We start from the raw sequence: 19,836 nt of genomic DNA on the forward strand, positions 1-19,836 counted from the left end.
CCGCTCTTTAAGCTAGCTAAGCTTGCAGCTCTGGTTTCTGCGAAGGATTTGGTATCGTCTTTTACCCTTCTTTTACCGCTAAATCTAAGATCTAACGCTCTTCCGTTTGCATCTACCATACCGTAGGTCTCATACTCTATGGTAGCTCCTTGTTGGACTCTTGTTTGTAGATGAGAAGGATCAGGAAGTAGTAATTGTCCGCTTCCTTGCTTATCTATCAGATGGATCGTGCTGGTATCTCCTACATCGGTATTGCCACTAACGTAAGCGGTGATCTTGCCTCTCATATTGCTTAGATCAGTATTAGCCGTAGGATCGGTAAGCTTAATCATCGAATCGCCGTCTTTAACGGTAGGAGGCATAAAGATATTGATATCGTCAAATCCTCCAATATTCTTGGCGGTGATCGAATTAGGAGCTGCCGGATTGGTAGTATCTTTACCTACATTTAGAGTGCTTCCAGCTCCGCCGGTGATATCTCCGATATTATTGCCGCCGGTTAAATTTACAGTAGAGTTGTTGCCGCCGTCGATATCTAAGCCGTTAAAATCCGTAGGGGTAGAAGGATCTTCGTTAACTACATTTATTACAGGATTTGGGATATTTCCGTATTTCTTGATCTCTCCACCGTCGAATTTGCCGTCATTGGAAATTTTTCTTGAAGTAAGCTTGCTTCCTTGAATCAAGATAGATTGATCGTCGCTGCTCTTAATTAAGCCTTTTAGCATTATATCGTAGGTGGTAGAGTTTTTAAGCGTAAACTCACGGGTTGTTTGCTTAGCCTTTTCGGTAAAATTCGTAAAGGTATTGCCAGCATTGTGGATAAGATAATACTCCTTACCCTCCTCGATATTCAAAGAGCCGTAGCTATCGTTACTTGGATCGTAATCTATTCCGTTTAGTTGGAATTTAGCGTTATTGATATCGGTGTTGCCGGCAGTGGTTAAATTTAAAGCTGCAGTTGCGGCGCTACCGTTAGCGTTTGAAATTCCATTAAAGTTTAATACGTTTAGATTTGCTATATCGCCTGCGGTTTTTTGAGTAGAGGCGTTATATACGTTTAGGCTATTGTTAGCTCCGCTTGTATTAGATAGACCATATATTGTTCCTCCTACGCTTCCGCTATGGAAATTTACGCTGTTACCACTACCGCTGCTTGCATCCGCTGCGTAGACGTTACCATCAACTCTAGCGGTACCTTTTAAATTTACGCTGTTATTGGTTGCAGAGCCGCTAGCTTTTGCTCCTTTTACGTCGCCGGTAACCTTACCGTCATTTAGAGTTATGGTGTTGGCATCTGCATTACCATTTGCTGCTTCACCGCCGTAAGCGTTTCCGTTAATGGTGGTATCGTTTGTAGTTACGGTATTATCATGAACGTTTCCGTTTAGGGAGTAGCCTGCGCTTATGTTTCCGTTTACTACAGCACCTTTTGAGCTATCTTCAAAGCTTAGCTCGTTGTGGTGAACCTCTTGGGTTCCGCTATCGCCGTAACCTGCATTTACGTTACCGAAATTTGTTCCGCCCTTAACTATGGTTTTATTGTTATAGACGGTATTTGGAGTTACGCTATCTTTGACATCTGCTCTACCCGAGCTTATATTCTTACCGTTTAGATCTCCTGCGCTTTGAGATACGTTTACGGTGTTATTTTTATTGCCGAATAGCTTATGAGCACCTGCTTGGGCATCATTGCTAGCTTGGTTCTTGGTTAGCTCGCCGCTATCGAAACCGTTATCTATCCAAGCATCGGTGATGGTGCCCTTTCTATATACAAGCTCTTTATCTGCGTTTTGTTTACGGAAGGTTTCGCCGTCATATTGGTAGTGGTCTTTATCGGTAATGGTATAGACCTGATCTTTTTGGGTGCTTCTATCAGTAAAATTTATAGTACCGTTATCCTTGCTGATTAACTTATAGTCTTTGTTATCATCAAGGTTGTTGGTATTTACGTTAACATTCGTCTGGCTAAGATCGGTAATAGTACTTCCGGTAAGCTTAAGTGCGGGATCGTTTCCGTTGTAGTTGTTAGGGAGATTAAAATCGATCTTCTTAAAGCCTGCGATGTTTTCTGCTTCTATACTACCAGGGGTCATAGAGCCGTCATCTTTACCTATCTTTAAAGTATCGTCATCATCGCCGGTAATGGTTCCTATATTATTACCCTCTACTAGAGTAACGGTTGCTTTTATAGGTTTAGCAGGATCGGTATTTACCGTATTTATATCAAGTCCGTTAAAGTTCTTGTTTTCGCCTGCTTTACCTACGTTGATTATAGTACCTGCGGTAAGATCCGGATCATATTTTAAAACCTCTTCGCTATCGAAGTTTTTATCTGATGAGATATTGCGTTTGGTATCCTTTACACCTTGGATAAATATGGAGTGGTTATCCGTGCTCTTTAACATACCCTTTAAAGAGATCTCATAGGTAGAAGCATCGGTGATATTAAATACGTTTGTCTGCTGCTTGGCTTTCTCTTTGAAATTTGAGTAATCGCCTCCGTTTTTAATTAGATAATACTCCTTACCATCCTCTATATTAAGTGAGCCGTAGCTATCATTGCTTGGATCGTAATCTATTCCGTTTAGTTGGAATTTAGCGTTATTGATATCGGTGTTGCCGGCAGTGGTTAAATTTAAAGCTGCAGTTGCGGCGCTACCGTTAGCGTTTGAAATTCCATTAAAGTTTAATACGTTTAGATTTGCTATATCGCCTGCGGTTTTTTGAGTAGAGGCGTTATATACGTTTAGGCTATTGTTAGCTCCGCTTGTATTAGATAGACCATATATTGTTCCTCCTACGCTTCCGCTATGGAAATTTACGCTGTTACCACTACCGCTGCTTGCATCCGCTGCGTAGACGTTACCATCAACTCTAGCGGTACCTTTTAAATTTACGCTGTTATTGGTTGCAGAGCCGCTAGCTTTTGCTCCTTTTACGTCGCCGGTAACTTTGCCGCTATCGACATTTACGGTGTTATTGGTTGCGCTACCTGCCGTCGCCTCTGCGCCCAGTGCGCTGCCCGCTACCTGTGCGCCTCCCTCTATTGTCACGGTGTTTTGCGAGGTACCGGTGCGACCGTGTCCGCCCCAAACGTTCTTTTTAGCTTCGCCGCCATTTAATTTTACGGTATTTTTATCGGCAGCTTTTTGTGAGCTCAATCCGCCGTAGACTTCATGATTTGCAGTAGTATTCGTTAAATTTACGATATTTTCTTCTGCATTATTGCTTATGCTATATCCGCCGTAAATTTCTTTCGTCACGGCGCTATCGTTTAAATGCACCTCATTTAATTTAGCGGCTCCGCTTGAAGACTGACCGCCGATAACGGAATTTATTTTTGAGTTATTTTGCGCCGTTACGATATTTTTTGCGGCATCTCCGCTATTAGCTTGGCCTCCGCTTACGATGCCGTCCGCTTTAGCGCCGTCTAAGGTTACTTTATTGTCGTGGACACTGCCGCCGCTCGTATTAACGCCGCCGCCATTGACTTGATTTTTGGCATGAGTGCGGGTTAAATTTACGGTATTATTAAACGAATTTACGCCTCTTCCGCCGAAAATCGTACCGCCTACTTCGCCGTCTTCTATATCTACGATATTTCTTGAAGCATCGTTAGTAGTGGATGTGCCACCGTAAATTTCACCTGTTACGACGTTATTCCCCCTAAGTTTGACGTGGTTATCTTCCGCTTTGCCACCTGCTGCATTACCGCCGTAAATATTCTCGCCGACTTTGGAGCTAGTCAAAAATACCCTACTGCCGGTTACAGCGCCGTTAGAGCTTTCTCCGCCAGTAACTCTCTTTTTAAAAGTCGTGCCGGTAGAGGTTACTTTATTATTTGAAGCGCCGGTTTTGCTCTTGCCGCCTATGGCCTGTTGACCGATCTCGCCGCCGGTCAGATCTAAATAACTATTAGTAACCGTTCCGCTGCGGCTCTCTCCGCCGATCAGTCTTCCGCCTATTTTTGCATTGCCATTAATTTTTGCGTAGTTATTTGCGACATCTTTGTTGTTGCTTCTTCCGCCGATGGCGTCGCCGGTTATTTGGCCACCGGTTAACTCCAAATAGCTATTATTGACCTTACCGTCGTAGCTAAGTCCGCCGTATACGCCATCATCGTTGCTTGAGTTCGCACCCGTGACCTTGCCGCCGCTCATATTCACATGAGCTCCATCTATGTCGCCGTAATATGTAAAAGCTCCATAAATCGCTTTATCTACAGTACCGTCGCTGATGGTAACATAATCGCCCTGGCTATTGGAAGCAAGATTATGAGCGTCGTTTCTATAATAACTTCCGTATGCGTAATTAGTTACATGGCCGCCCTCGATAGTAGAGTGGTTGGCGATAGTTTTACTAACCATATATGCGCCGTTGATATTTCCAACCTCGCCTTTTTTCAACCAACCGTGGTTATTTTTAGCCGTTGCCTTACCGCCGCCTCCGGTAATACCACCGCCTGTACCGTTGGCAACTAAAACATCGGTAACTTTAGCGCCGTTATTATCTATAGTTACGACATTGTTTTGCAAAATAGCGGCGCTATTTTCTGCAGCTATTACTCCATTTACGTTTACTAAATTTACAACACCGGTAATATTTACTTTATTGCCGTCTGCGCCGCCGTTTTCTACCGCAGCGCCCGCGACTCTACCGACGATAATAGGCGTACCGCTGATATTTACTTCGTTATTATTTGCTTGATTTGTACCGGTCGCTCTACCGCCCATTAGCGATGTGCTGTTAAAATTATTGAAATTCTTGTAGTATATCTTAGTAGCGCCGCTAACATTTACGATATTGTGTATGGCGTCTCCGCTATTGCTCGCTCTACCGTACCATGTACCGTTGCCGCCGAGTACGACATAATGCACTTCTGCGCTATCTAAATTTACTTTATTGTTTTGTGCGCCTTTTCCTTCGCCGCCCACAAGTATTGCCACCGTAGCGCCATTATTGACATTAAGTATATTGTTATTTGCCGAAGTAACTTGCTCATATAAAAAACCCTGTCCCAAATTGGTACCATCGCCGTTACCTCCACCATAGATCGTACGATTCCAAGTGCTTACGCCACCCGAGGCAACGCCTCTTATTGTTACGATATTATTATCGTTTTGTCCGTGAGCATTTGCTTTACTTTCAAAGCCGCCCGAGTAATTTTCGCCGGATGATTTATATAATTGACTTGGAGTACCGTCGCTTTTAGTTACCGTTATGATCCCATTACCAGCTAAAGCTTGCGAAGGAGCAATGGCTAAGCACGCCGCCAAACTTAAACCGGAAATAATCGGTATCTTACTATCTTTCATAATCCATAATCCTTTGTAAAAAATAAAAACTATCCATTATACTATAAAAATACCTATTTACAATAAATTTAATAAAATTTCTAACGAAAGGTAGCTTAACGCGAAAAAATGGGTATCGCGATGTAACGTTTTCGATAATAAAGTAAAATTTCAGCTTATTTTTGTTATCGAAGCTTAAACGAAAAATTACGATTACAAAATGACTAAATTTTAAAATTCCGACCTTAAAATTTAGTCAGCGGGATTCCCAATAAGCGTCGCTGCGAGAAAAGCGCTAGAATAAAAAGGCAGCAGTTTCTGATATCGAGAAATAGGGTAGGACATAGATTTTATAAAATTTGGATTTGTAGAATTTAAAGTGAAGTAATATACAAGAGGAATTAAAATTTGAAGTAATTCTAGGTTAGAAGCACATACTTCTGCGGTATGTTGTTAGCAAAGAGATTAAAATTTTAAAGCAAGTTCCAGGCGAAGCGGTAAAAGCGATAAAGTAGCGGCGTGGAAGGTTAAATCTTAAAAATTCTAAGTGAAAACAAAAGCAAAAAAGTAAAATTCTAAGAATTTCAAGCGAAAAATCTGGGCTTTTAGCGGTGTTTTGAAATAGCAGAGGGCTTTCAGAGATGCTTGAAATAACAGAGAGCTTCCGGCAGCTTTTAATGCCTGCAGGAAGCCCTTTTTATAGTTTATGTATCTTTTGTGCTCGAAAGCTCGAAATTTCGCTTATCAGAAAGTTCAAAATCCCAAAAACTTCTGCTGGCTTACTCGCAATGTTCCGCTAATGCTTTGTCCTGGGCTCGCCGCGGTTAAATTTTAACGCTTTCGCGTTACTCGCCGCTAAGCTTGGTGGACCAAGCTTAGCGGATTACAAGACCTTGCGGAATTCCGCGTCTGATAACCCAAACTAGGGTTTTCTTGCCCTTGTAATCTTTGATGTATCGATCGAAGTCGTCTGAGCTTTTGACATCGTTTTGACCGACTTGGATGATTACATCGCCTACCTCAAAGCCGTAATCATCGGCTTTTGAGCCATCTTTGACGCTTAAGACGAGGGCGCCCGAGACATCGTCGTCGAGGTTATATTTGCGGCGCAAGCTGTCATTTAACGTCCTTAGCTTTAGCCCCTCTATCGCGCTTTGTGAGTTTTCGCCGGCTGAGCCTAAGGTGGTGGAGTCGGATTTCATCGCGTCTAGCTTGATAGTCGTGCTCTTGCTTTTGCCGTCGCGCTCAAATTCTACATCCACTGAGCTTCCTGGAGCCATTGAGCCGATTAAATTTTTTAGCTCGTTGGCGTTTTTGATAGATTTGCCGTTTATTTTGGTAATCAAATCGCCGCGCTTGATGCCTGCTTTATCGGCAGGCATGTCTTTTTCGACGCTTGAGATTAGTGCACCCTCTTTGCTTTCATAGAGCTCTTTTTGGTCTTTAGACATATCTGAGATCGTAACGCCTATAAAGCCACGCTCGATCTTGCCGTTTGTGATGAGCTTTTCAGCGATCTCTTTTACCATATTTGAAGGGATCGCAAAGCCTACGCCGTTATTTCCGCCGCCGCGACTTAAAATAGCGGAATTTATTCCCAAAAGCGCGCCGCGACTATCCACTAGCGCGCCGCCTGAGTTGCCCGGGTTAATCGAAGCGTCGGTTTGGATGAAATTTTCGTATTGATTTAGCCCGATGTTGTTTTTATTTAGCGCTGAGATTATGCCTTGAGTGATGGTGCCGCCCACGCCGAACGGATTTCCGATAGCAAAGACGATATCGCCCTCCATGGCCTTGGACGAGTCGGCAAATTTAACCGCAGAGAGATTTTTTTCGTCGATTTTGATGATCGCAAGGTCGGTTTTGGGGTCGGTGCCGATTACCTTGGCTTTATACTCTTTATCGCCTTCTAGTAGTGTAACTACGATTTCGTCGGCATTTTCTATTACGTGATTATTTGTGACAATATAGCCGTCTTCGGAGATGATGACACCAGAGCCTAGCGAGCTTCCCTCACGCTCCTGCTGCTGCGGAATGTCAAAGTCGAAAAATTGCTTAAAAAACGGATCGTCAAACATCTGTGACATCGGGCTGTTGCCTGCTTTGATCTTGGTTTTAGTTGCAATATTGACGACGGATTTTTTCACGTCCGCAACGGAGCTGTGATATGAGAGCACGACATCTTGATTAAAGCCCGGATTTACGCGCTCATAATTGCTTGGAGCTTCTTTAATGTCGATACTGGCGCCAAAAAGCGCACCTGCCAAAGCTATCGATAGGACAATCGATTTTTTCATTTTTATATCCTTTGTGATAATAAAATTTTGGCGGAATTATAAATTTTGTCCGCTAATATATTCCTAACGCAAAATTAAAATTTATAAATGAAATTTAGCAAACTTGATTGACACTCACTAAAGTTTTATGATATAATCTACATAAATTTTAAGATTTTAAGGATTAAAATGGCAAGCACAAGCAGTTTATACGAAACCTTAGGCGTGGATAAATCAGCAAGCGCTGAGGAGATTAAAAAAGCCTACCGCAGGCTAGCTCGCAAGTATCACCCGGATATCAATAAAGAACCAGGAGCTGAGGATAAATTTAAAGAGATCAACGCCGCGTATGAAATTTTAAGCGACGAGAAAAAGCGGGCGCAGTATGACCGCCACGGCGACGAGATGTTCGGCGGACAGAATTTCCACGATTTCGCGCAGGGTTCGGCAAACATGGGCGATCTAAACGACATCCTAAACAGCATTTTCGGCGGCTCCTTCGGCGCAAAAAGCGCAGGCTCGCGCGGTGGATTTAGTTTCAGCTCTTTTGGTGGCGGCGAAGGTTTTAGTGGCTTTAGCGGCAGTAGTTTCGGTAGCGGCTTTGGCGGCGCGCAGAGCCTAGATACGCACAGCTCGATTGAAATTCCTTTTGAAACCGCGATACAAGGTGGCGAGATGAGCGTGCGCGTAAGTGGCGAGACGGTTAAATTTAAAGTACCCGCGGGCATCAATGCGGGCGAGAAGCTGCGCATCAGGGGAAAAGGACAAAAATCAGGCGCTCAAAGCGGCGATCTAATTTTAGAGATAAAAATCGCGCCAAGCGCCGAGTATAGCCGCGAAGGCGACGATCTTTTCAAAAAGATTGACGTGCCTTTGAAAACGGCGATGTTTGGCGGAAAGGTAGAAATTTCGACGCCAAGCAAAAGCGCAACGATAAAGATCGCAAAAAATACCAAAAACGGGCAGAAATACCGCTTAAAAGGCTATGGCGTGCAAAACCGCAAGAGTAAAATTTTAGGTGATCTATACGCGGTGGTAAATGTCGTTTTGCCCGATGTCGATTCGCTGGGCGAGGACGTCAAAGCCGCGCTGCAAAAGCTATAAGGAGGCATCAAAATGCATGATTACGATGAGCCGGTTTATCTCATATCGATAGTCTCGAAGGTCTTGGATATTCATCCCCAAACAATACGTCAATACGAGCGCGAAGGGCTCGTGAGCCCGGGTCGCACCGAGGGCAATATGCGACTATATTCGGCGCACGATATGGACCGCATACGCATGATTTTAAACCTTACAAAGGAGCTTGGCGTCAATCTTGCGGGCGTGGACGTGATCTTTCACTTGCAAGAAAGGATCGCTGAGTATGAGCGCGAGATCGAGGAGCTACGGGCTAGAATTTTAGAGCTTGGCGGAGAGACAGACTAAGGTCTGCAAGATAAAGATTTTAAAGCTCAGCAAAAAACGAATCCCGGTGCTATAAGCTGAAATTTTAATGCTATCAAAAAGCAAGATCGCCTCGCAAGTGTAGATTCAAGCGATAAATTTTGATTTTCAGAGCGGATTTATGGACGCGTCAAATTTAAAGTTGCGCTAAACAAACCCGGGCGAATTCTCTTGCGATTAAATTTAAAAGCCGTCTTATATAATTTAGCTTTAAAATTTAAAATTCCAAGCCGTGTTAGGCTTTAAAATTTTGTCGCGAACCTCTAAATTTAGCGATAAAGTGCGACATAATTTCTCTATTTTTAAGCGGGATTTTAGTAAAATCACATTATAAAATTTACCCGTAAATTTATATGAAAAGATAAAATTTCATCGATTATCGCCTCCGGTAAATGGTCGCGGATATGTAAAATTTACAATAAATTTAGCGCTAAATTTTACGTATAATCTTACAAAAAAGGGAGTTAATGGAGCTTGTTATAGAGCTATTTCTTGCGATCACGGCGCTTGCGATAGTGCTAAATATCGTCTTTAAAATTTTTGAAATTCCCACCATCATCGGCTATATCGTCGCGGGCGTGTGCTTTTCGCAGATCTATAGCTTAAGCAGTGTCGAAAACGCCCATATGTCTGAGCTGGCGGAATTTGGCATCGTCTTTTTGATGTTTACCATCGGGCTTGAGTTTAGCTTCCATCACCTGATGAGTATGAAAAAGGACGTGTTTTTTAATGGCATACTCCAAGTACTCGGCACCGGTATTATTCTAGCGCTCATCATCGATCAAGCTTTCGGCGGAAACATAAAAACGGTGATGATTATCGGGCTTGCGCTCGCGCTTAGCTCTACGGCGATCGTGCTAAAAACGCTCAACGAAACAGGCGAAATCAACCAAAACTACGGGCGCAAGGTGCTTGGCATCCTGCTATTTCAAGATCTCGCCGTCATTCCTATTTTGCTGATGATTGACATATTCGGCTCGACCGACAATACCCCCGTGAACTATCTAATCTTAAAAACCGCCGTAAGCGCCGCCATAGTGGTAGTGATCCTTTTCGTGCTCGGTAAATTCGCCTTCAACCGCTTCCTCTACTACGTCGTAAGGACAAATTCTAAAGAAATTTTCATCGCAACCATCCTTTTTACCGTCGTGGGGGCTAGCTTTTTGGCGCATGTTTTTGGTTTTTCGTACACGCTGGGCGCGTTCATCGCGGGCATGCTCATCGCAGAAACTGAGTATAAACACGAGATAGAGGCTGATCTGACGCCGTTTCGAGACATACTGCTGGGGCTTTTTTTCATCACGATTGGCATGCAGATAAATTTTGAAGTCATCGTCTCGCACTATGGGCTGATCCTGCTCGCTATTATCGTTATAATGGCGCTTAAAACGGTTGTGATTTATGCGATCTTATTTCTCTCTACTGGTAAAAGAATAGCGCTAAAAGCGGCGCTGTCGCTATGCCAGATAGGTGAGTTTGCGCTTGCGATCTTTTCGCTGTTGATGAGCCGCGATATGCTAAGTAAGGAAAACGGGCAAATTTTAATTACAGTCGTAACCGCGACGATGATTTTAACGCCGTTTATTCTTAAAAATTTAAATAAAATCGCCAACCGTTTCGAGTCTAAAGTTGAAAAGCTCGAGGATGAGGAGCATAAAACTCAAATCCCGCCGATGAAAAATCATATCATTGTAGCAGGCTATGGCAGGATAGGGCAAGAAGTTGTGCTACGCCTTAAAGATCAGGGGCTGCTATACGTGGTCGCTGAGAGCGATTTAGAGCTTGTGGATCTAGGCAAATCGCGCGGAGAGAACATATACTTTGTAAATATAATGCAAAAAACTGCGATCGACGAGCTGCATGCGCGCGATGCGTCGGTCATCATCCTAACGATCGCAAATCAGCAAAAGCTCGACATCGTCGCTAAGATGCTAAACGGCTCTAATTTAAAAGCAAATATCATAGTGATGCATACGGGCGCCGATCCACAAAGCGAGCTGCAGAGCGAATACGGCGAAAATTTTATCTTCGTAAAAAAGGAGAGAGTAGTAGCAAATGCGCTTTTACAAGAGGCGCTGAAATGCAAGCTAACGCAGTAGCCTTGAGCGTTTAAGATCAAATTTAAACGCATTTGCTATGCCTAAAATCTCCACGCTTCTTTATTCTTACTTCTACACTCAGCTAATTTAAAGTGTTTTAATAAACGCAGATAAATAGATATATTTAAATGGCGGGCTTGTGAATTTAAAGGTGCAAAGTGCTGCTTTGGATTGATTTAAATTCTAAATTTAAGCTGTCATTCCACAGCAAAAGGATACTCCGACAAGGAGCTGATGAAAGAGATTTGCGCGATAAAGTTATTTAAAAATTCGTTTAAATTTTACTAATTTCACTCTTTTATCTCTTTATAAACGCTTAAGTTGCGTGCTAGGCAAACGATGGTCGTTATAAACAATATCGGAGCTATCGGCAAATACAGATACCCAAGAATTAGAGCCATATTATCGTAACTTCGTCCTTGAGAAAAGAGCAATTCCGAGAGTGGGAGATACAAAACTAGCGTCACAATCGCAAAATTTTCTATCGCGAAAATCGTATTGCTTTTTTTGGGATTTTCTACGAAAAGTTTACTGTATTTGCGTTTTGAAAAGAAAAATATAATCGTGCAAACGGCGCTAACTATAAACGCCCAGTGTAATTCGTACGAATTTGGTAAAAATAAAATCAAAAAAACCGTTGTCGCAAAACTCGCGAAAGTAAATCTGATCAAACGGTGAAGTTGATATTTTTGCTTTAAATTTTTTGCAATTCGTGCTAGAGCTTTGCCGTACTCTAGTGCCTCCTCTTTTCTTTGGATAGATTCTGTTTCAAGGCTCGCGTCATTAAATTTTTGCTCAAATTTAGCGGCTTCATCTTGGGTAGCTTGCGCCTCGCCGTTTGTTTTGTTAAAATTTTGCTCGCTGGAAATTTTATCAGCGACCGCTCCGCCGATTTTTGTCTGCGATTTTGGTGCCGATAGATACACGGTCTCATCGGCGTCAAATTCCGGATTTGCGTTATATGTTATTATCGCCACCAAAATAGCGATAAAAATAGCGGGTATAATCTGACGTGTATCCCAGTCTATGTGATATTTTATCTGTAAATAAAATCCGATTAAAGCATAAAGGACGTAAAATATCGCAGCCACATGTATCCATATAAGCATAAAGGCCTTATCTGCATCACTAAATAAAAGCAGGGCATATTTTTTATACTTCAGCCTATTTAGGCAGACGAGTATATTTATCGCAGATAGCGCGAGCATCCATAAAAACGACATTATGGGCGCATCATGTACAAACGTAAGAAACACGATGATATAAATCAGGAAGGTCAAAAGTGTCCCAAAAAACAGATATCTACAAAAGCGAAATCTATCGTAGCTTTTTAAAATTTCTTGCGGAATTTGGCTGATGTCCGCGGGGATTTTGTCTTTTTGCGTTTGCATTTTACCGCCTTTCCTGGTTATTTTAGCTCAAATTTTGCTTTTTTACTCCGTAGCGTTTTAAATTTAATGAAGCGAGATTTTTTTGACTTGCTTCTTTTTTAGCGGACAAGCGATCCCGATTTTGCATTAAATTTTTAAAAATGAATACTTACCGGCTCTTGCAATTTTATCGATAAAATTTTTGGCAGGCTAAATTTACGCTTCATTTCTAGCTAAATTTAGCTTCAAAATTTATCCTGCTTCATTCATAAAATAAGGCAACTAAGCTAAAGCTCATCCGTTTTATCCACCCGCACGAACGCCCAGTGCATAAAATCTTGCTTTGGCTCGTATTTGCCGTTGTTGAAATACTCCGCCAGCAGTGCTTCCTCCGTGTCGTTTAGCTCGCCGCCGAGCATCCAGCGCGTCTTTTGCACAAACTCCTCCGCACTTTTCGCTCCGCCGCCGTGACACCAGGCTTTAATATAGCTGAGGCTCGGCAGATAGCCCATTTGAAACAGGATGTTTAAAAGATAGACGAAGCCTGGCTTTTGCTCCACTTCGCGCCCTATCGCGTCCAAAATATCCCCGTCCACGAAGCTGCCGCCCACCTTAAACGTAATATAAAGCGCCTTTTTGGTCTTTGAAAGGAGCTTTTTAAGCGCGGCTTTTAGATCGTCCACCTCAAGGCAGCGTGAGGCAAAAACCACGTCGCATGCGGGCACGTCAGACCAGTCGTCCTCGAAGGCTTTTTGCGCAAATTTCGCGTTTTTCGCACCGTAAATTTGAGCATTCTCGCGGGCAAACTCTAGCATCTTTGGCGAAAAATCATAGCCGTAAATTTGATCTACCTTTTCTGCCGCCAGCACGCTTAACGCGCCTGCGCCGCATGCAAAATCAAGTAGCGTGGAGACGCCAGTAAAATCGACCTTGTCTATAAACTCGCGCGCGTAGGCGCTTTTCATCACGCCTTCGTTGAAGCTAGGCGCCTTTTTGTCCCAATGCTCGGCCTGCTTTTTACCGAATGAGCTTTTTGCTTTTTGCGCCTTATAGAGCGCGTCAAAGTCGATTTCATCGTAGTTTGAAGCTAAAATCATAACTATCCTTTCTAAAATTTAGCGGGCAGACCGCACCGATTTTCGTTAAATTTTGGCGCAAATTTATGCGCCGCATTCAAGCTACTTAGAATTTTAAACCGTCAAGAAAAAGCAGCAATACATGCTCGCTTTTATATATTTTATCCGCTTGCGATACTTTAAATTTTCGCTGAACGACCGTAGCTAAATTTTCAAAAGCCTGTTTATAAATCAAAATTTTTAACCTGCCACCCGCGCTTGTTCGCTCCGCATTTAAATCGCTGCTTGGATTTATTGTAAAGCCTCCAATCTAGCCGCTATCACCTTTTGCATCGCTTGATTTTTCTTGTTCTTGGCTAAAATTTGCAGCCTCCTTTTGCCGATGCGTTTGTCGGCAGCCTTTAGGATATTCGCAAGCCCCCATCCACCCTCATCGAAGTGCTTTGCAAACAGCTCCTCTTTGGGCGTGTCGATATATTCGCGGATAAGCTCGCCGATGTCGCTTATGTCGTTACCATACGGATAAATTTTCGTTAGAGCGCCCCCTGCTAGGCTTTTTACGCCGCCGCTTTTTAGCGCGAAATCCTTCGGATAGTCAAAAATAATCTCGCCCGCAAGCGTGATAAAATATCGCGACAAATCCGTGCTGCCGCGCCTGCTTTGCATCCTATAGACCGTGCAGTGGAGCTTAAAATCAATGCTTTCATCTACGCGTTCGTAAAGTTGTTTTGCAAGCTTACTCCAACGTTTCATTTTGCCCCCTTATCTATTTATTGCCTCTTGCAGTTTCGCACGTAGCTTTTGCTGCCCTTTACGGCAATCGCGCTTGAAAGCTGCGCGCCTTTTCTATCTTTTTGCAAATTCGCTTTATAAAATTCTGCCGCGCTAAACGGTCTCCCAAAATCTCGGCTCCGTCTTGATCGCACCTCGGTTTTTCTCGCGTAAAATTTGCAAAAATTCTTTAAAGCTAGGCTCAAAAATCGAAGCGGCGGGTGCAAATTTATACTCGCTCGCGCCGTCTTGCTCGGGCTTGTTCGCGCTGCCGCATTCAAGCTCGCTCGCGCCGCCTGCAAAGCGGATCCGCCAAATCCTAGCATGATTTATCCGTATTTTTGTGACTTCAAGCGCTAAAATTTGCTCAAATTTATACCTCGCCGCGAGCTTCTGTCTGTCAAAAACATAGATGAAATTCTGATCGAACCAAAGGCTCTCGCACGAGATAAAAAACCGTTCTAGCCAAAAGAAAAACGGCCGCACGGAAAGCCTTTTTATCGCGCTTGCTTCGCTTATCCCATCTATCGCGGCAAGCTCGCGCGGGCTAAGCTTGCGAGGGTTGCGCCGAATGAGCGTCCAAATAATCCCGCCCAGAAGCAAGACGCTAAAAATTACGATTAAAATTTGAATTAAAATTTCAGCCATTTAAAATTTTAAGCCCTTTTATAAATGCAAATTTCGCCTCCGTATCGCCCCAAAACGAACTCCTGCCGAAATCCGCCTCCGCGCCGTTTGCAAGCTCCTCGTAAAGCTTATAAAATCGCCCTTTGTAGGTGCAATCGCTTAGGCAGACGTTGAAAAACGCCTCCGCCGCGTTCTTGCCGCCGAAATAATATACAAAGTAGATCGGGTACAGATCGAAGGCGCTTAGATTTTTATTAAATTTAGCCCCGCGCTGCATCATAAACTCCACCGCCTTTTGCTTGTCCGCAAACAGCTCAAAAATAGGCAGTGCGTAGTCTTTGATAGCCGCGCTAATCTCGCGAACGCTGGGCTCAAAGCTAGCGCCCGCGAACTGCCAGTCGCGAAACTGCCTGCGCGGCGTGAGATAGCTCAGATACGATACGAAAACAAGGTCGGTCGAGTAGGGCAGCTCCTCTTGCATCAGCTTTTTTAGGCGCTTGCAGTAGATCGCGACTTGCGGCAGGATGCTCACGCTGCCGGAGTAATTGCGCATGCTAGAGCTGAAATAAATTTCAAACGAAATATCTTTGTTGCTTGCGAGCTTCGTTAGTTTTTGCCCCTTTTGCGTGGGCTTGAAGTCCGCAAAATTTGCCGCGATCTCATCGCAGCCGTTTAAAAATATCTCCCGCGGAGTCATGATTTTCCTTTTAAATTTATCGTTTTGTTCGCTAGCAATTCGGTTTGCTGCTTACATTGCCGCGGCCGCGATTCGCAGTTTGGCGTTTTATCGGCGCGCCGTTTTGCCGCCGAGAAGTTATTCTATGCGCGCAATTTTACCCTAGTTCGGCTAAATTTAACGGCGCTACGCACCCGTAAAATTTATAATCTATCCTCGTATCTTTCGTAGTTTATGCCGTATATTTTATCGATATTTTCGGTGTTTATGAGCTGCTCGCTGCGCCCGAAAGCTAAAATTTCGCCGTCTTTTATAAACAGCGTCAAACTTGAAACGAACTTCGCATGCCGCGGATAGTGCGTCGTCTGCACGAAGGTGTAGCCCTCGTCGCCTAGAGCTTTTATCATCTCGAGCAGCTTGATCTGATTGCCGAAGTCCAGACCATTTGTCGGCTCGTCCATAAAGATCACTTTCGCGCCCTGAATCAGCGTGCGCGCGATGTACGCCAGCTGCCGCCGCTTGAAATTTCGCCTTTTAAGATTCTGTCTTTATGCGGATTGCGCTTAGAATTTTATATCGTCGCGTTTTTGAAATTTGCATCGCTGCAAATAAAATTTTATCTAGGTTTAAAATTTGATGCCGTGTTGTTGCGCTGCGTAAAATTTCAATAACGCGCTAAATTTTAAGTAGCACGTAAAATCAAGCATTGCGCTAATTCAAGTTACGCGCCGAATTTAGCTTGCACGGCAAATTAAGCGCGCCGCCTAATAAAAGCGGTATAAAATTCACTTGCGCGATAAAGCCCGTCTTTCGGCGCTTAGGCGTATAAAATTCTACCCAGGCGGATCATGTTTGAGCCGCATTTGATCGCGAGCTCAAAATCATCGCTCATCCCCATCGAGCAGATCCGCGCGCCGTGCGGCACGAGCGCGTCGAAGATCTCGCGGCTTGCCTCGAAGCTTCGCGCGATCTGCGCGGGCTCGCTCACATGCGCTCCGATGCTCATCACGCCGATTAAATTTAGATTTTTGCACTCCTGCTTGATGCGTAAAAACTCCTCCACCGCGCGGTTTTTATCGAGTCCCGTTTTGGAGCTCTCGCCCGCGGCGTTGATCTCCAGCAGCGTATCTAGCGGATAAGTTAGCCGCTTATTTACGGCAAGCGCGAGCTCGCAACTGTTGCAGCTCTGCCACAGCGTCGGGCGTAGAGCGATGAGCTGATTGATTTTGTTGCTTTGCAGCGTGCCGATGAAGTGCCACTTTAGCGGCAGTTCGCGCAATGCCTCGCTTTTGCGCTTTAGCTCCTGCACTCTGTTTTCGCCGAATACGATCTGTCCTTGCGAATACAGCTCGCGCACCTCATCCGTGCCTACGTTTTTACTCACCGCGACTAGCTGCACTTCGCCCGCACCTGCTTTTGCAGCCTCAATGCGCTTTAAAATTTCATCCAGTCTCATTTGTAAAATCCCAAAATTCTAGCGAAATCATTCAGCACCGTAAATATCATCAAAAGCGCCAAAATTCCCATTCCTACGTAACTGGCGCCCACGAATACCCGCTTTGGTACGGGGCGGCGGAAGATGAGCTCAAAGAGATTAAACGCGATGTGCCCGCCGTCGAGCGCTGGGATCGGAAAGAGGTTGATAAGCCCTAAATTTACCGATATTAGCGCCACGAGCGCGAGCAGGACCGCCGCGCCGTAATCGACCGCCTTTGAGGTGATATCCGTAATAGCGACGATGCCGCCCATCTCCTTGGGCGAAACGACGCCGCTGGCGAGCTTCTCAAGACCTATCAAGATGAGCTTTGACGCTTCCGCCGTCTGATCCCACGCGAAGCTAAGCGAGCTTGCGCCCTTGTGATATAGTGTCACGGTCGCGTTGTAATCGGGCGAAATGCCGATGAGCGGAACTCTAATGCTCTCGCGCCAGATGGTTTTTTTCTCGCCGAGCTTCGGCGTGAGCTGCAGGCTCAGCCGCTCGCCGCCGCGCATGATCTCTAGGCTTAGAGGTGCTGCGGTTACTTGTTTTGAGATGTCATCCCACTCGCGGATCTGCTTGCCGTCGATCGATAAAATTTCATCATTTAGCATGAGACCCGCGCTTGCCGCGGCGGAATTTGGCGAAATTTTGCCGACCTTGGGCGCTAGCTTTTCGACGCCGATGTAGCCCAGCGCGATGTAGATCAAAAACGCAAGCAGCAGGTTAAAAAACGGCCCCGCGAAAAGTATGATTATGCGTGCGATCGGGCCTTTGGAGTTGTAGCTGTCGGGGTCCGTGCTTGCTGCGGCGGGATCCAAATCCTCCTGCCCCTTAAGGCTCACGTAGCCCCCCAGAGGGATCGCGCTGATGGCGTACTGCGTCGCGCCGATGCGCTTGGTAAAGACCTTCTCGCCGAAGCCCACGCTAAAGACGTTCACCCCCACGCCCAGCGCCCGCGCCGCCAAAAAATGTCCCAGCTCGTGGAAAAAGATGAGGAAGCTGATCGCCAGCACCGTGACCATAAAATTTATCGAGTAAAAATAAAATCCGACCGCCAGGATCGCGAGCGTTAAAATTATGCTTTTCAAATTTCAGACCTTTGTAAAAAATGGGCTAAGCTTACTATTATTTTGCAAATTTTAAGCTTAGATTGCCGTTTAAAGCCTTGGCTCGCTTTTTTAAACTTGGTTAGCTTTGAGCTTAGCCCGCCGCCGTTTCAGGCTATAAATTTGGCTAAATTAAGGGCGCGCGGGCGGATAGAGGACGTGAGGAATTTAAAATTTAAAAACGAAATTTTACCGCGAGATTTTGTGGAGTGTATTATAAAATTTTGCTACACGGGGCTTTGTGTTTTGAACTGCCGCTATGCTTTGAAATTTCATTATGTTTTGACAAGTCGTCATGCTCTAAAATTTTGTCGCTCTTTGGAATTCCATCGTGTTTTAAAATACTGCCGCGCCGCCCTGAAATTTTGCGCGGCGGTTTAAACGAAATTTTACGCCGTGAAATTTTGCGCAGCGGATTTTATCTTTCAAATTTTATAGGCTTAGCACGCCGCCGTGCGTGCATAGATCAAGCATCTATAGAATTTTATCGGTAAAATTTGAACGTGAAATTTTAAAATTCCGTGTCGTCGTTATAAGTGGAATTTTATGCCGAAATTCTATCGCTAAAACCCACTAAGCGCGGGTTCTAACGCTTTGCGATGAGGTTTTGTAGCTTCACAATACATTGTTTTAGTTTGATAAAAAATTCTGATTCTTCAAATGAATGTAAAATCAAGCTTAGTTTAAATTTTTCATCTATTAAATTTGGACTAAAGCCCTTTAATCCGCTTTCGCAAGTGGATCTAAACATTTTGCGTATTAGTCGTTTTATTTTGCCTTGCGTCGGCGCGGCGCTGCGATCGCCTAAAATTTCTATTTTCTTTATCTTATAACTGATTTCATTTATTCCATCTACGGTTTTGTTGGAAATTTGCTTTAGTACTATATTTGCGTGGTATTCGTAATAACCGTGATTGTAGCAGGTAAGCGTAAAAAGATCATTGCTACCGTCCGAGCCCACTTTTATAAGAAAAATCTCGTTTAGCTCCTTTGAGATACACCACAGATGATCTATCTCATCTCGGCTTAAGCTAGCTAGGCCGTGTTGATTTCTAAATGGATTTATGATTTGCTCCAGGTTATCCTCAAAGCGGTATCCATCAATCAAAAATCCACCTACATAATCAATGTTGTAGTTTAAGGCGTCTATTAGCAAAACATTTTCGTTTTCGGCGTTAAGGGCGTCTTGTAAAATTTTAAAAATATCGCCTTGACTGAGCTTGCCGCTACTTCTCGGTTCTAGCGCATAGAGTTTATGGATACGTCGCTTCTGTCCATTTATCATCCTAAAATCGCCGAACCAAGCGCCGTAAGTAATGACTGTATCAAACATTTTGCCTTGATAATACAATCTGTACGCGTTAAAATCTAAATTGCAATGATCCCAAAAGCCGCTAAAGCTCCCGTAGTTTATGAGCCATGCGCCAAGCTCTCTATCTATGCGCCAGCTTAATTCTATAGAAATCTCAGGATAACATCTGAATGGCAATCGTTTTTTAGAAATTTTATTTCTAATATCTTTTTGAACTTTATGGAGATTATACTTTCTTGCATTTTCTTCGCCGATTTTTTCTTCAACTACGAAAGCCATATCTAGTCTAAATTCTAAAAT

The 19,836-nt window shown here is 44.0% G+C and carries 14 protein-coding genes; 3 read left to right on the forward strand and 11 right to left on the reverse strand.

Annotation, left to right across the window (positions count from 1 at the left end; genetic code table 11):
- Together Q0224_RS10305 and Q0224_RS10310 are read right to left on the reverse strand one after the other, a co-directional pair.
- Positions 1-5,318 (reverse strand): hypothetical protein (locus tag Q0224_RS10305; RefSeq protein WP_297951112.1); only part of this gene is annotated, 5,318 nt, incomplete at its 3' end.
- Between the two features lie 854 nt (positions 5,319-6,172).
- Complete coding sequence (locus Q0224_RS10310; protein WP_297951114.1) at positions 6,173-7,594, reverse strand: Do family serine endopeptidase; 1,422 nt, start codon at positions 7,592-7,594, stop codon at positions 6,173-6,175.
- A gap of 168 nt (positions 7,595-7,762) precedes the next feature.
- Here Q0224_RS10310 and Q0224_RS10315 point away from each other — a divergent pair, with 168 nt between their 5' ends.
- The 3 genes from Q0224_RS10315 (at position 7,763) to Q0224_RS10325 (ending at position 11,118) form a co-directional block, all read left to right on the forward strand.
- Entirely contained in the window at positions 7,763-8,677 is a 915-nt protein-coding gene (locus Q0224_RS10315; protein ID WP_297951116.1) for a DnaJ C-terminal domain-containing protein, read from the forward strand.
- Positions 8,678-8,689: 12 nt separating this feature from the next.
- Positions 8,690-9,001, forward strand: coding sequence for a helix-turn-helix transcriptional regulator (locus tag Q0224_RS10320; RefSeq protein WP_297903112.1), 312 nt, complete (start codon positions 8,690-8,692; stop codon positions 8,999-9,001).
- Between the two features lie 485 nt (positions 9,002-9,486).
- Positions 9,487-11,118: a cation:proton antiporter gene (locus Q0224_RS10325; protein WP_295152028.1), complete on the forward strand. Its 1,632-nt coding sequence runs from the start codon at positions 9,487-9,489 to the stop codon at positions 11,116-11,118.
- Between the two features lie 290 nt (positions 11,119-11,408).
- Here the strand turns inward: Q0224_RS10325 and Q0224_RS10330 are convergent, their stop codons facing one another.
- From Q0224_RS10330 to Q0224_RS10370, 9 genes are all read right to left on the reverse strand, one after another.
- Complete coding sequence (locus Q0224_RS10330; RefSeq protein WP_297951118.1) at positions 11,409-12,509, reverse strand: hypothetical protein; 1,101 nt, start codon at positions 12,507-12,509, stop codon at positions 11,409-11,411.
- A gap of 266 nt (positions 12,510-12,775) precedes the next feature.
- Positions 12,776-13,585 (reverse strand): class I SAM-dependent methyltransferase, encoded by an 810-nt coding sequence (locus Q0224_RS10335; protein WP_297951120.1) that lies wholly within the window; start codon positions 13,583-13,585, stop codon positions 12,776-12,778.
- A 270-nt stretch (positions 13,586-13,855) separates the two neighbouring features.
- Entirely contained in the window at positions 13,856-14,317 is a 462-nt protein-coding gene (locus Q0224_RS10340; RefSeq protein WP_297951122.1) for a hypothetical protein, read from the reverse strand.
- 132 nt (positions 14,318-14,449) lie between these two features.
- Positions 14,450-14,983: a hypothetical protein gene (locus Q0224_RS10345; protein ID WP_297951124.1), complete on the reverse strand. Its 534-nt coding sequence runs from the start codon at positions 14,981-14,983 to the stop codon at positions 14,450-14,452.
- A complete protein-coding gene (locus Q0224_RS10350; protein WP_297951126.1) occupies positions 14,976-15,659 on the reverse strand; it encodes a hypothetical protein in 684 nt (227 codons plus the stop codon). Before Q0224_RS10350 ends, Q0224_RS10345 begins: the two co-directional genes overlap by 8 nt.
- Positions 15,660-15,841: 182 nt before the next feature.
- The gene (locus Q0224_RS10355) at positions 15,842-16,108 is read right to left on the reverse strand and encodes an ABC transporter ATP-binding protein (RefSeq protein ID WP_297951128.1); all 267 of its coding nucleotides are present in this window, start codon (positions 16,106-16,108) and stop codon (positions 15,842-15,844) included.
- Positions 16,109-16,455: 347 nt separating this feature from the next.
- A complete protein-coding gene (locus tag Q0224_RS10360) occupies positions 16,456-17,094 on the reverse strand; it encodes a YggS family pyridoxal phosphate-dependent enzyme (RefSeq protein WP_297951130.1) in 639 nt (212 codons plus the stop codon).
- Complete coding sequence (gene rseP / locus Q0224_RS10365; protein WP_297951132.1) at positions 17,091-18,206, reverse strand: RIP metalloprotease RseP; 1,116 nt, start codon at positions 18,204-18,206, stop codon at positions 17,091-17,093. Before rseP ends, Q0224_RS10360 begins: the two co-directional genes overlap by 4 nt.
- 604 nt (positions 18,207-18,810) lie before the next feature.
- A complete protein-coding gene (locus Q0224_RS10370; RefSeq protein WP_297951134.1) occupies positions 18,811-19,815 on the reverse strand; it encodes a hypothetical protein in 1,005 nt (334 codons plus the stop codon).
- Between the last annotated feature and the right edge of the window lie 21 nt (positions 19,816-19,836).

The organism is uncultured Campylobacter sp. (assembly GCF_938002845.1).
GTDB lineage: Bacteria > Campylobacterota > Campylobacteria > Campylobacterales > Campylobacteraceae > Campylobacter_B.

Coding starts and splice junctions, on each gene's coding strand:
- Q0224_RS10350 (WP_297951126.1), bottom strand. CDS start 15,659: ATGACTCCGCGGGAGATATTTTTAAACGGCTGCGATGAGATCGCGGCA.
- Q0224_RS10325 (WP_295152028.1), top strand. CDS start 9,487: ATGGAGCTTGTTATAGAGCTATTTCTTGCGATCACGGCGCTTGCGATA.
- Q0224_RS10315 (WP_297951116.1), top strand. CDS start 7,763: ATGGCAAGCACAAGCAGTTTATACGAAACCTTAGGCGTGGATAAATCA.
- Q0224_RS10340 (WP_297951122.1), bottom strand. CDS start 14,317: ATGAAACGTTGGAGTAAGCTTGCAAAACAACTTTACGAACGCGTAGAT.
- Q0224_RS10370 (WP_297951134.1), bottom strand. CDS start 19,815: ATGGCTTTCGTAGTTGAAGAAAAAATCGGCGAAGAAAATGCAAGAAAG.
- Q0224_RS10335 (WP_297951120.1), bottom strand. CDS start 13,585: ATGATTTTAGCTTCAAACTACGATGAAATCGACTTTGACGCGCTCTAT.
- Q0224_RS10320 (WP_297903112.1), top strand. CDS start 8,690: ATGCATGATTACGATGAGCCGGTTTATCTCATATCGATAGTCTCGAAG.
- Q0224_RS10360 (WP_297951130.1), bottom strand. CDS start 17,094: ATGAGACTGGATGAAATTTTAAAGCGCATTGAGGCTGCAAAAGCAGGT.
- Q0224_RS10330 (WP_297951118.1), bottom strand. CDS start 12,509: ATGCAAACGCAAAAAGACAAAATCCCCGCGGACATCAGCCAAATTCCG.
- Q0224_RS10310 (WP_297951114.1), bottom strand. CDS start 7,594: ATGAAAAAATCGATTGTCCTATCGATAGCTTTGGCAGGTGCGCTTTTT.
- Q0224_RS10345 (WP_297951124.1), bottom strand. CDS start 14,983: ATGGCTGAAATTTTAATTCAAATTTTAATCGTAATTTTTAGCGTCTTG.